The sequence below is a fragment of the Streptomyces sp. NBC_01477 genome, assembly GCF_036227245.1.
GTDB lineage: Bacteria > Actinomycetota > Actinomycetes > Streptomycetales > Streptomycetaceae > Actinacidiphila.
Genome location: NZ_CP109445.1, coordinates 7,908,181 through 7,920,457, shown reverse-complemented (window position 1 = coordinate 7,920,457; position 12,277 = coordinate 7,908,181). Strand labels below are relative to the sequence as shown.

Below are 12,277 nucleotides of genomic sequence, written 5' to 3'. Positions count from 1 at the left end.
CGCCCGGGCCCGCCCCCGTAGAGAGCAGGAAAGGACGTGACCATGCACCGCGCTCTGATCGTCGCCCGAATGGCGCCCGGCTCGGCGGACGACATCGCCGAGGTCTTCACCGACTCCGACCGCGGCGAACTGCCGCGGCTGATCGGGGTGAGCAGCCGCAGCCTGTTCCAGTTCGGCGACCTCTACTTCCATCTGGTCGAGGCCGACAGCCCGCCGGAGCCGAGGGTGGCCGACCACACCGGGCACCCGGAGTTCAAGAGCATCAGCGAGCGGCTGTCGCCGCACATCAGCGCCTACGACCCGGCGACCTGGCGGTCCCCGCAGGACGCCATGGCGAGGGAGTTCTACCGCTGGGACCGTGCCCGCGGTTGACCGGCGCCGCTCCCCCGTGCGGCGGTGCGCGCCACCCGGAGGGCGCAAGGGGCAACCCTTGCGGCCCTCTCCGGTGGCGCGCCGCCCGTGTGTGACCGACGGTGAAAACGTCGCTACTGCGCAACCTCGGCCGACGGCCTGTCAGCCGACGCATGCGCGACGGAAGGAAACCCTCACCATGCGCACTGCCCGCACCCTCTTCGCCGGAGCCGCTCTCTCCGCGCTCCTCGCCATCGCCGCCCCGGCCGCCCACGCGACGGGTGCCGTCAACGCGTACGACCCGAGCAACCAGGGCTCGTCGCACTCCGCCGACCGCTCGCCCGCCGGCGGCAACGAGAACGGTCCCGCCTCCCACGACAGCTCCGCCCCGGACGACGCCACCGCCCAGCAGGGCGGCGAGGGTTCGTGGCACGGCAAGGAGCCGCACGGCGGCGTGCACACCGGCGGTGGCGGCATGGCGCTGTCCGGCGGCGGCATGGCGGCCGGCTCTGTCCTGCTGCTCGGCGGCCTCGGCGCCGGTGCGGTCGCGCTGCGCCGCCGCCGTACGCCGGCCGGTGGCCTCGCGCTCTGACACCGACCCGCTCGGTGAACGGCTGAGAGCCGGCTGAGTCGTCCTCCCCGCTGTCTCATGCCGTGGCCACCGCCGCTACCCGCGGCGGTGGCCACGGCAATTCGGCCCTCGCGCCGCCCCGCACTGTCCGCGAGCCGAGGAAAGGCATCGCCCCATGTCCCAGCATTACCCGCCGCCTCCCCCGGACGCGCCGGACGCCGCGCCCGGCCCGCGCTCCCGCGTGCTGCGCTGGGCGGTCGCGTCCGCGGCCCTCGGCGCCCTGATGATCTACAACTCGGTCGACTCCTCGGGCACGGCCCTGCCCGGTCCGCCGCCTTCCGCGGCGGCGCCGCCCAGCGCCACGGCCCCGACCCTCCCGGCCGCCGGCGCCCCTGCGCCGCTGCCGACGGTCACCACCGTGCCGGGCCTGCCGCCCGCCGACCCCACCCGGCTGACCATCAAGACCCTCGCGGTGGACGCGCCCTTCACCCCGTTGCACCTGGACGCCACGGGCAAGCTCAACGCGCCGCCCGCGGGGGACACCAACCTCGTCGGCTGGTACGCCGAGGGTCCGACGCCCGGCGAGCGCGGCCCGGCGATCGTGGCCGGCCACGTCGACACCAAGACGGGACCCGCCGTCTTCCTGCTGCTGCGGCTGCTCAAGCCGGGCGCGACCGCGGACATCACCCGGGCGGACGGCACGGTGGCGACCTTCACCGTCGACTCGGTGGAGATGTTCTCCAAAGACGACTTCCCCGACCAGCGGGTCTACGGTGCCACGCCCGACCCGCAGCTGCGGATCATCACCTGCGGCGGCAGTTACGACCGCTCCAAGCGCGACTACACCGACAACGTCGTGGTCTTCGCCCATCTGACGTCCTTCCGGGGCGCCTGACGGCGTGACGGACGGCGTGACGGACGGCGTGACGGACGCTCCGCACGGCAGCGGCGGCCGGCCCGGATGACCGGGCCGGCCGCCGCCGTGTGTGCCGCGGGTGCGGGGGTCAGACGCCGCGGACCGTGCTGTCGAAGGCGTGCAGATACGGGTTGACCGGACGCACCTCGCCGACCGCGAGGCCGGCCTCGGTCATCCGGGTGACCAGGCTCTCCCTGGTGTGCTTCTGCCCGCCGACGTTGAGCAGCAGCAGCAGGTCCATGGCGGTGGTGAACCGCATGGACACGCTGTCGTCCACCAGGTTCTCGACCACCAGCACCCTGGCACCGGTGCGGGCGGCGGTGACGACGTTGCGCAGCGTCCTGCGGGTGCTGTCGTCGTCCCATTCGAGGATGTTCTTGATGATGTAGAGGTCCGCGTCGACCGGGACCGCACGGCGGCAGTCGCCCGGCAGCAGGGTGGCGCGGTCGGCCAGCGCACCGCCCTCGCGCAGCCGGGGGTCGGCGTTCGCGACGACCTTGGGCAGGTCGAGCAGGGTGCCGTGCAGCGCCGGGTGCTTCTCCAGCAGGCCGGCCAGCACGTGGCCCTGGCCGCCGCCGATGTCGGCGACGGTGACGACCCCGGTCAGGTCGAGGCTGTCGACCACGTCCCGGGCGGACTGCATGCTGGAGCGCGTCATCGCCTTGTCGAAGACCGCGGCCGATTCGGGCGCGTCGTCGTGCAGGTAGTCGAAGAAGCGCTTGCCGTACAGGTCGGCGAAGACGTCCTGGCCGGTGCGCACAGCGTCGTCCAGCCGCGGCCAGGCCTCCCAGGTCCACGGTTCCGTGCACCACAGGGCGATGTTGCGCAGCGAGTCGGGGTCGTCCTCGCGCAGCATCCGGGACATGCCGGTGTGCACGAAGCGGCCGTCGGCCTGCTCGGCGAAGACGCCGTAGCTGGTCAGCGCGCGCAGCAGCCGGTTCAGCGGCCGGGACTCGGTCCGCACCGCCGCGGCCAGCTCCTCCGCGGTGGCCGGCTCGTCGCCGAGCGCGTCGGCGACGCCGAGCCGGGCCGCGGCGCGGATCGCGGCGGCGCAGGCGGCGCCGAACACCAGCTCGCGCAGCCGCATGGCCGACTGGTCGGGGGCGTGCCGCGTCGGCGCGGGGGTGGCCGGGGGCACCGCGGCCGGTTGGGTCATGGTCATGGTCGGCCCTTCTGGTCGTGCCGGGTCGGGGGCGGGATCGGACGGGGGCGGGGTGTGCGCGGAGGGCCGGCGTACCGGCCGGTCAGCACCGGCCGGCCGGCTCGGAGACAGCGCACGAATTCGCGCTGAAGGTGTTGCCCGAGCCCTTGCTGTCGCGGTCGGCGAGGTCGGCGGGGCTGTTGCCCGACAGGACGTTGCCGCTCACCTGGTCACGCAGGTTGGCGACGCCGACCTCGCTCGGGAAGAGCACGACGCCGCCGGACATCGGCGAGGTGCCGGAGTTGCCGGTGACGGTGTTGTCGGTGATCCGGGTGTCCTCGGCGCCGGTGAGCAGCACGCCGGTGCCCTGGATGACCGGCAGCCGGCCGTTCGCGGCACAGAACTTGTTGTTGTCGGTGATCTTGTTGTGCCGGATGTCGAGGTCGCCGGCCTTCGGGTTGTTCTCGTCGCCGATGACGAAGACGCCGCCGCAGTTGCCGGTGACGGTGTTGTCCTCGACGGCGAGCACGCGGGCCCGGCGGACCGTCACACCGATCCGGTTGCCCGACAGGGTGTTGCCGGAGACGACCGTGCCGCGGGTGTCGAGGGCGCCGCCCTCGGCGTTGACGAAGTTGGCGACGAAGATGCCGGACTGGCCGTTGCCGACCGCCTCGTTGTCGCGCAGCACCGCCCGGGTGGACTTCTCCTGGCTGATGCCCTGCTGGCCGTTGTCCTTCACCAGCACCCGCCGGACGACCATGCCGTCGGTGCCCGACGCGTCGATGCCGTTCGCTCGGAAGCCGGTGACGGCGAGGGACTCGATACGGACCGCGGTCAGCGCGTGGCCGTCGGCGCCGGTGACACAGATGCCGTGGCCGGCCGCCGCGCACGCGGCGGCGGTGGTGGTGCCGGTGGTGGTCGTGCTGTCCTCGGTGCTGTTTTCGGTGGCGGACCGGGTGCTGGACTCGGTCGCGGAGTCGGTCTTGGCGGCGGTGGGCGCGGTGCCCTCCGGCGTGGCGGCCGGGACCGGCTGCGTGGCGTGCGTCGCGCCGGCCGGGCCCGAGGGGGCGGCGGGAGCCGCGGGGGCGGGCTGGGCGCCCTGGCCGGCCGGGGCGGTGAGCGTGACCAGGCCGGCGCCCGCGCCCTTCAGGGTCACGTTCCTGGTGATCTGCACGCTCTCCCGGTACGTGCCCGGCATCACGAGAACGGTGTCGCCGTCGGCGGCCGCGTCGACCGCCGCCTGGATCGACTGTCCCTCGTGCACCAGCCGCACGCCCCACTCCGCGTGCGCCGCGGGAGCCATGACGGCTCCCGTTCCGAGCGCCGCGACCGTCATGACTCCTGCGATATACCTGCTGTGCCGTACGGGCATCGCCCTGACCTGCCTTTCTCGACCCGGCAGAGCCACAGAGCGCTGCGACAGGTCCCAGTCCGCTGCTTCGGATTGCACTCGCCAACGCCCCTTCGGCAGGGGGGCGGTGCCCGCGCGATTCGAAGCTATGGGCGCCCTGGGCCGCTCGCCATTTCTGCTCCGTCATCCGTGAACGCCGGCGTCGGCGGCACGGCTCCGGGCGCGCGAACGCACGCCGGACGGCCGTCCCGTACGCAGCGCCGGGGCGGCCGTCCGGCAGTGCCCATCGTGACGGTCACGGACGGTGATCGCACTGGGCGCGCCGAAGAGACGGCACCATTCACACTTTTCCGCGGATCCTCACCCCGATGCCGTACAGGTCGGGGTGCCGAGGTTCTGGTTCGCGCCGCTGAGCGTCATGCCCCAGGACGTACTGGCCGAAGGGGCGAGCGTGCCGTTGTAGGCGACGTTGCGCAGCGTGGTGGCCGGCGCCGACGGGTCGACGGCCGCGTTCCAGATGTTGCTGATCTGCACGCCCGACGGCAGCGTCAGCCCGACGGCCCAGCCGCTGGTCTGCCGGGTGCCGGTGTTGAGCACCGTGACATCGGCCTGGAAGCCGCCCGACCAGGAGCTGGTGATGTGGACGGCCGCGGTGCAGCCGCCCGACGCCGGCGGGGTGGTGGGGGGCGTCGTGGGGGGCGTGGTCGGAGGCGTGGTGGGCGGGGTCGTGGGAGGAGTGGTCGGGGGCGTGGTCGGCGGGTTCGTGCCGCCGCCCGCGGTCGTGTAGGTGACGCCGGTGTACGGCTGCGAGCAGGTGCCCGAGCATGCCGCGGGCAGGGAGAAGTCGTAGGTCCGGCCGCCGAAGACGTAGCTGTCGGTGACATCCCGCACCCGGATCCTGAAGTCCGTGCCGCCGTCGGTGAGCGGGTTCAGGATGAACGACTGGCCCATGTCGCTGTTCATCTGCGCGTCGTGCCAGGCCCCGGCGGAGTAATACTCCACACCGTGCACGCCGTTGGGCAGGTGGGAGACCGAGACCGCGCCCCAGTAGCGCTGGGCGCCCTGGAGGAAGCCGATCTTGATGTCACCGGTGTAGCCGGGAGCGGGGACGTAACTCCACGACACATGGCGGTTGTTCCAGTGGTCCGGGAGCCCGGTCACCGTACTGCCGTTCTGCGTGAAGTGGTTGAGTGACGCGGTGTCGAGGTCCAGGTGGTTCGGGTCGTCCCGGCACCAGGCGTTGGCGTCCGCGCAGCTGTCGGCGACCAGCATGGTGAGGGTCGCGCCGTTGTAGGAGTCCTGGGTCCAACCGCCGTTGCGGCAGAAGGGCTGGCCGGGTGCGCCGTCGTTGGTGCCGGTGCAGTAGTCGCCGATGGTGACCTTCACCCAGCGCCCGCAGTTGTGGCCATTGTCCCAGGCGCCCTTGATCGCGCTCTGGGCGGGCGGTACGGGCCGCGGGTAATTCGCGTAGTCGCCGGGCGTGTTGAAGACGTTCAGCGCGACGAAGTCCGGTGAGTCCAGCTGGGCCTGCGGCATGCCGCAGCCGCCGTAGGGCTGGCCGAGGCCGTCGAAGTGGGTGGCGTTGCCGACGACGTCGGCCGCCGGGGCCGCGCTCGGGGTGGCCGCGGGGGCGGGCAGCATCGTCAGCACGTAGACCAGCACCGCGGCGACAGCCGTGGCCAGAGCCGCGAGCAGCCTGCGGGACGGGTGGTGGGGGTGCGCGGATCCGCGCATGGACGGCTCCTTGGCGTGGGGGGTATGGGAGCGCTCCCATCGTCCCGGCGCCGGGTCGGCGGCGTCAACGGGCGGTCGCCCGCGGATCGCTGGCGGCTGAACCGGGTAAGCGCGCTTGTCCGCGCCGGCGCCGTGCGTACGGCCCCCGCCGCCGTCGGGCGGCGGGGGCCGTGGCTGCCGTGCGGCGGCGCCCCGGGGTCAGGACACCGTGCAGGCCTTGCCGTTGAGGGTGAAGGCGGTCGGCTTGCCGTTCGTACCGGCCGTCGAGGAGGCGCTGAAACCGAAGGTGACGTTGCCGCCGGCCGCAATGGCCGCGTTGTAGGGGGCGTTGGCGGCGGTGACCTGCTTGCCGCTCTGGGTCGCCACCGCGTTCCAGATGTTGGTGACCTGCTGGCCGCCGGGGAAGCTGAACACCAGCGACCAGCCGTTGATCGCGGCGCCGCCGTTGGTGACGGTCACATTCGCGTTGAAGGCGCTGCCCCAGTCGTTGATGTCGTAGCCGACCGAGCACGCGCCGGTGGGCGGGGTGGTCGGCGGCGTCGTCGGGGGCGTGGTGGGCGGGGTCGTGGGCGGCGTCGTCGGAGGAGTCGTCGGCGGGGTGGTGGGCGGGGTGGTGCCGCCGCTCTTGGCCTTGTCGGCGTTGGAGTGGGCGGTGAAGTAGGTCAGCGCCGCGTCACCGTGCAGGACCCCGTAGTTGCCGTCCTTGCTGCTGTTCATGTACCACCAGAAGGCGTCCGCGTCGCCGTTGCCCGCCTCCATCGTGCTGTAGATGGCCGGCCAGTAGGTGCTGCGGGTGCTCGCCGAGGTGTTGAACTCCCCCAGGAAGAAGGGCTTCCCCGCGCCGGTGTGGGCGTCGGTGATGTATTTGGCCACCAGCGTCTGGGTGGCGCTCACCGACAGGTTCGCCCAGCCCTCGGTCGGATAGATGTGCGCGGAGCAGAAGTCGATCACCGGCGACTGGCACTCATAGGTGTACGGCACCCCGTTGTCGCTGCCGTAACCGTACGAACTGCCCTGTCCCTCGATGCCGTTGTCGATCATGTGGTTGGCGTCGATGTTCTTGATGTACGCGCCGACCTTGTCCTCCCACGCGCGGAAGACGGTGCCCGCGGTGTTCTCCGCCGGGGTCTCGTCCTGGTAGCGGGGCTCGTTCATCAGCTCCCAGGAGAAGATCGTCGGATCGTTCTTGTAGGCGACGCCGGTGTAGTGGTTGACCCGGTTGAGCGCGTAGTTGACGTAGAACTCGTAGTCGGCGAGGCAGCCGGCGCACTTGGCGGGGTCGAAGAAGTTCCCCGAGTTGGCGGTGGAGACGCCTTCCCAGCCCAGGACGGTGTTCACGCCGCCGTAGGCGGTCCAGTAGTTCTCCATCGCCGGCACGACCCGCAGCCCGTGCTGCGCCGCCGAGTACAGGATGTAGTCGAACTCGGCCCACTCCTGCTCGTTCATGGTGTTCTTGGCGGGCTCGAAGCCGTGCCAGCTCTCGTGGTCGAACATCCAGGTGCGGACGACGGTGACGCCGTCCGAGGCCATGTTGGCCATCTCGCTGTCGATGGCCGCCTTGTCCATGTACTGCGTCTCGGTGTCGCCCGAGCCGCTGCCGAAGGTGAACAGGTCGTAGGAATTGGCGCCGGCGAAGTACGTGGTGCGCCCGTCGACACAGAAGTGAGTGCCGCAGCGCTGGACGAAGCCGGCCCCCGCGGCCCGCGCGGGGCCGGGGGCCGCGATGACGAGCAGGGCCATCATCAGTGCCGTCGTCACCGCGGCGAGGGCCGCCAGCCATGTGCGTCGTGCTGGGAGTCTCATGCATTCTCCTCGGAATGTCCGGACGTTCCCTGACAGGAAGGCTGAAAAGATGACAGCGGAGCCGGATGGCGACCGATCGCTGTACCGGTTAAGCACCAAGAAGCTACCGGCCGTTGACGCAAAGTCAAGGGCCAGGACCGCACGTCGCCGCGGAAGACGCGCCGTACGCGCCGAAGCCGCGTTCATGCGTGTCCGTCTCGCCCCTGGGTAGCCACACGGTGTGGACGTACTGAGCGATGTGATCGCGGTGATGCGCACCGGACATCCGCGGTCGGCTCTGGTGCGCCATCACGCCCCCTGGGCGCGGGAATTCGCGTCGGCACCGGGGTCGGCCGGACTCCATGTGGTGCTGCGCGGCTCGTGCGTGCTGCGGCCCACCGCCGCGGCCACCGGGCGGCAGGCCGTCGATGTCGGCCCGGGCGATGTGGTGTTCGCGCCGCGCGGCACCGCTCATGTGCTCGCCGACAGCCCGGGCACCGCGGTCACGGCGCCGCCCTGCGAGCCCGGCGCCCCGCCCCGTCCTGCCGCCGGCGCCGACCGGGCGGACGGCGCCGGCCCCGCGACCGTGCTGCTGTGCGGCGCCTACCGCCTCGACCCGCAGCGCACCCATCCGCTGCTCGCGGCGCTGCCCGACCTGGTCCACCTGCCGGCGGCGCCGGCCGGCCACCCGGAACCGACCGCGGCCGTACGCCTGTTGGCCGGTGAGCTGGAGCGCCCGCGGCTCGGTACCGACGCGATCGTGCCGTCACTGCTCGACGCGCTGCTGCTGTACGTCCTGCGTGCGTGGTACGACGACGCGCCGCTGCGGGGCGGCCGGCTGGCGACCGGCTGGGCCGCGGCACTCAACGACCCGCCCGTGGCGGCCGGTTTGCGCGCGATGCACCGGACTCCGGCCGCGCCCTGGACCGTTGAGCGGCTGGCACGCGAGGCGGGCCTGTCGCGGGCGGCCTTCGCCCGGCGCTTCACCGCGCTGACCGGCCGGCCGCCGCTGGGCTATCTGACCTGGTGGCGGATGACGCTGGCGGCCCGGCTGCTGTCGACCTCCGCGCTGCCGCTGGCCTCGGTCGCCGCGCAGGTGGGCTACACCTCGGAATTCGCCTTCGCGCACGCGTTCAAGCGGTGGTGCGGCATGGCGCCGGGCCGCTACCGGCGGGCGCACCCGCAGGACGGTCCGCACCGGGGACGGACCTCACCTACTGACGGTATGTAAGCGGTAGTGTGGCCGGTATCCGGCCGGAAGGAGCGCCCGTGCCCACCTACTCGTACGCGCTGGCCATCGACGCCCCGGCGCCGCGGGTCTGGCAGGTGCTCACCGAGGTGGAGCGCTGGCCGGAACTGACCGCTTCCATGACATCCGTGCGCGGCCTCGACGGGCCGCGGGTCGCGGTCGGCGCCCGCTTCGAGGTGCGGCAGCCGAGGCTCCGCAAGGCGGTGTGGACCGTCACGCGGCTCGACGAAGGCACCGCCTTCGTCTGGGAGTCGCGCGCGCCGGGCGTCGTCTCGTCCGGCGCCCACCTGCTGGAGCCGGACGGCGGCGGCACCCGGCTCACCCTGACCCTGGAGCAGTCCGGCGTCCTCGCCTGGCCGATCGGCCTGCTGGCGGGCGGCACCGTCCGCCGCTACCTCACGCTGGAGGCCGAGGGCGTCAGGTCCCGCAGCGAGCAGCCGCCCGCCCGGCCGTAGCGTCGGGGCGGGCGCCACGCCGTGCCCCGGGTCCGCTGGGCACGCGGTGCGGTCACCGGCCGGGCGGACCGACGTACCCGAGCCGCGCCGCCCTCCCACGACCCGAGATCGCAGCGGACTGGCGTGGGAGTCCCCGCGCCCCGCGGGCCTGCCGCACCGCGGCCTGCACTTGGACCTGCCGCCCTCCTACGTGCTGTAGGGCAACAGCATCGATTCGGTCGGCCCGCTGGGGAGGGGTGCGGGCCGGTCGTCGCAGATCCCGCACGCGGATCTGTGGACCTACCTGCCCTCCTCCGCACGCGACGAGGTCACGAGGAGGGCGGAAGCCCTCGGAGCGGCGTCACGTGACGCCGCTCCGGGTGCGCAGGCAGCCTCGCCCGGATCAGCCGGCCGTCGGCCCGGGTGGGCCGTTGACCGGCGCGCAACAGGCGCGGACCGAGCCGTTGTCGCCGGATCGGACACCGAAAGCGGGGTGGCCGCCGGCGGGACCGCACGCGCGGGGGCCGCACAAGCACGTGCCCCGCAGGGGCTGCCGGGGACTTGTCCGGCAGCCCGCGCGGGGAGGGGTCACGCGGTCGGCTGCTGGAAGTAGTGGCCCTTGTCGAGGTCCTCGATCAGGCCGGGGTGCGTCGGCTCCCATCCCAGCAGCTCGCGGGTGAGCGCGCTCGACACGGGGCTGTCGATGCCGAGGAAACCGGCCAGCCAGGTGAAGTGGTCGGCCGCGTCGTCCGGGGCCACGGAGGCGACCGGGACGTCGAGGTGGCGGCCGATCACCTCGGCGATGTCGCGGATCGGCACCCCCTCGTCGGCGACCCCGTGCAGGACCGAGCCCGCGGGGGCCTTCTCCAGCGCCAGCGCGAACAGCTGCGCGGCGTCGAACCTGTGTGCCGCGGGCCAGCGCTGCGACCCGTCGCCGATGTAGCCGGAAACGCCCTTGTCGCGGGCGATGGCGACCAGGGTCGCCATGAAGCCGTGGTCGCCGTCGCCGTGGATCGACGGGGCGAGGCGCACGACGGACGAGCGGACCCCGCGGGACGCGAGCGCGAGCGTCGCGTGCGCGGTGGCGTGCCGGACGCCGGGGCCGCTGCTGTCGACGGGCGTGTCCAGGCCGTCCCTCTCGGTCGCCAGGCGACCGGGTGCGAGCCCGAGCGTCCCCGACGCGATGACGAACGGCCGGTCGGAACCGGCCAGCACCTCACCGAAGGTGTCGACGGCCAGCCGGTCCGCCTCCGCGGCGGCGCCGAAATGCCCCGTGAAGGCGAGGTCGTGCTTGAACGCGAGGTGGATCACGCCGTCGGCGCCGGCCGCCGCGCGCCGCAGGACGTCGAGGTCGTCGAGGGTGCCGCGCTCCACCTCGGCCCCGGCCGCGGCGAGAGCGTCCGCCGAGTCGTTCGAGCGGGCGAGGCCGACGACCTGGTGGCCCGCGGCGATGAGGTCGGGTACGACGGCGGAGCCGATCCAGCCGGACGCGCCGGTGACGAAAACACGCATGGGAAGAACCTCCGGATATCGGGTGGGCCGGCGGTCCGCGCCGCGCTCCTGGCACGGAGACCGTCGATGTCAGCTGCTGTCATCAACCGTAGCACTCGATGTCAGTCGCTGCCATCGCGTAGAATCGTGGCCATGGGTCGATGGGAGCCGAACGCGCGGGGCCGCCTTGAGCAGGCCGCACTGGAGCTCTATGTCGAACGCGGCTTCGGGCAGACCACGGTGACGGAGATCGCCAAACGGGCGGGCCTCACCGAGCGGACGTTCTTCCGGCACTTCGCCGACAAGCGCGAAGTGCTGTTCTCCGGCTCGGCCGTACTCCAGGAGTGCCTGGTCGAGGCGGTGGCGGGCGCCCCGGACACGGCAGCGCCGATCGACGCGGTCGCCGCGGGCCTCGACGCGGTCGGCGACCTCTTCCGCGACCGCCGCCCGCACTCCGTCCAGCGCCAGGCCGTCATCGCCGCGAATTCCGAACTCCAGGAACGCGAGCTGATCAAGCTCGCCACGCTCGCCGCCGCGATGGCGGACGCCCTGCGCGGGCGCGGCGTCACCGAACCGGGCGCGAGCCTGGTCGCCGAGGCCGGCATCGCGGTCTTCAGGATCGCGTTCGAGCGCTGGATAGACGGCGCCGGAGGCGAGGACCTGACGGCGCTGATGCGGGATTCGCTCGCCGAACTCAAGGCCGTGACCTCCGGCGCCTGACCCCCGCCCGGACGGCGGCCACCCGCCTGCCGCCGCCCCGACAGCACCCCGCCCGACGCCACGGCCGTGACCGCCGCCGGACCGCGACCGAAGCCCCGACCTCGACCCGTCGCCATCCGAGACCGCCGCCTCGGACGCCCGCCCCCGGACGGCGAACACCTCGCCGCCCCACGTCGACCGCGGCCCGTGCGGCCGCGAGGCCGCCGCCTCAGGCAGCTGACGGCCGCCGGACGGTTGAGCCCGGCCGCGGCCCGGGTACGACCCCGCGTCCGCCGACTCCGGCGCCTGACCGCCGCCGACCGCGAAGGCCCCCGCAGCGCCCCGCCCCAGGCCGGGACCGCCGCCCCGCGCACCCGGTCGGCGCCCGTCCGCCGACCCCCCGATCCCGGTCCGCGACCTGATGCACACGCAACAGTTACGACACCGTAACCGCGCCCTGCCACCATCCCCGCGCCCGTCGCGCGGCAGCCGCCGCAGCCCGCTCGCCGACCAACTCCCGCCGCGAAGCCGCACGTCACAGCCCCGCGACGCCACCGC

11 protein-coding genes are annotated in these 12,277 nt (G+C 73.2%); 6 read left to right on the top strand and 5 right to left on the bottom strand.

Annotation, left to right across the window (positions count from 1 at the left end; all coding sequences use genetic code 11):
- Positions 1-42: 42 nt before the first annotated feature.
- From OHA86_RS33775 to OHA86_RS33765, 3 genes are all read left to right on the top strand, one after another.
- Positions 43-372, top strand: a complete 330-nt coding sequence (locus OHA86_RS33775) for a TcmI family type II polyketide cyclase (RefSeq protein WP_329181499.1) — start codon at positions 43-45, stop codon at positions 370-372.
- Positions 373-550: 178 nt separating this feature from the next.
- Entirely contained in the window at positions 551-943 is a 393-nt protein-coding gene (locus OHA86_RS33770; RefSeq protein ID WP_329181497.1) for a hypothetical protein, read from the top strand.
- 154 nt (positions 944-1,097) lie between these two features.
- A complete protein-coding gene (locus tag OHA86_RS33765) occupies positions 1,098-1,817 on the top strand; it encodes a class F sortase (protein ID WP_329181496.1) in 720 nt (239 codons plus the stop codon).
- Between the two features lie 109 nt (positions 1,818-1,926).
- On the opposite strand, the gene OHA86_RS33760 is transcribed toward OHA86_RS33765, so the two are convergent.
- The 4 genes from OHA86_RS33760 to OHA86_RS33745 form a co-directional block, all read right to left on the bottom strand.
- Complete coding sequence (locus OHA86_RS33760) at positions 1,927-2,925, bottom strand: methyltransferase (protein ID WP_329182657.1); 999 nt, start codon at positions 2,923-2,925, stop codon at positions 1,927-1,929.
- Between the two features lie 157 nt (positions 2,926-3,082).
- Complete coding sequence (locus tag OHA86_RS33755; RefSeq protein WP_329181494.1) at positions 3,083-4,315, bottom strand: right-handed parallel beta-helix repeat-containing protein; 1,233 nt, start codon at positions 4,313-4,315, stop codon at positions 3,083-3,085.
- 375 nt (positions 4,316-4,690) lie between these two features.
- Positions 4,691-6,064, bottom strand: coding sequence for a cellulose binding domain-containing protein (locus OHA86_RS33750; RefSeq protein ID WP_329181492.1), 1,374 nt, complete (start codon positions 6,062-6,064; stop codon positions 4,691-4,693).
- Between the two features lie 198 nt (positions 6,065-6,262).
- A complete protein-coding gene (locus OHA86_RS33745; RefSeq protein ID WP_329181490.1) occupies positions 6,263-7,867 on the bottom strand; it encodes a cellulose binding domain-containing protein in 1,605 nt (534 codons plus the stop codon).
- 220 nt (positions 7,868-8,087) lie between these two features.
- Here OHA86_RS33745 and OHA86_RS33740 point away from each other — a divergent pair, with 220 nt between their 5' ends.
- Both OHA86_RS33740 and OHA86_RS33735 read left to right on the top strand, forming a co-directional pair.
- On the top strand, positions 8,088-9,077 hold the full coding sequence (locus OHA86_RS33740; RefSeq protein ID WP_329181489.1) for an AraC family transcriptional regulator: 990 nt from the start codon (positions 8,088-8,090) through the stop codon (positions 9,075-9,077).
- Between the two features lie 38 nt (positions 9,078-9,115).
- On the top strand, positions 9,116-9,550 hold the full coding sequence (locus tag OHA86_RS33735; RefSeq protein WP_329181487.1) for an SRPBCC family protein: 435 nt from the start codon (positions 9,116-9,118) through the stop codon (positions 9,548-9,550).
- A gap of 567 nt (positions 9,551-10,117) precedes the next feature.
- Here OHA86_RS33735 and OHA86_RS33730 read toward each other — a convergent pair.
- Entirely contained in the window at positions 10,118-11,041 is a 924-nt protein-coding gene (locus OHA86_RS33730; RefSeq protein WP_329181485.1) for an SDR family oxidoreductase, read from the bottom strand.
- Positions 11,042-11,173: 132 nt separating this feature from the next.
- Here OHA86_RS33730 and OHA86_RS33725 point away from each other — a divergent pair, with 132 nt between their 5' ends.
- Positions 11,174-11,740, top strand: a complete 567-nt coding sequence (locus OHA86_RS33725) for a TetR family transcriptional regulator (RefSeq protein ID WP_329181483.1) — start codon at positions 11,174-11,176, stop codon at positions 11,738-11,740.
- The last annotated feature ends 537 nt before the right edge of the window (positions 11,741-12,277 follow it).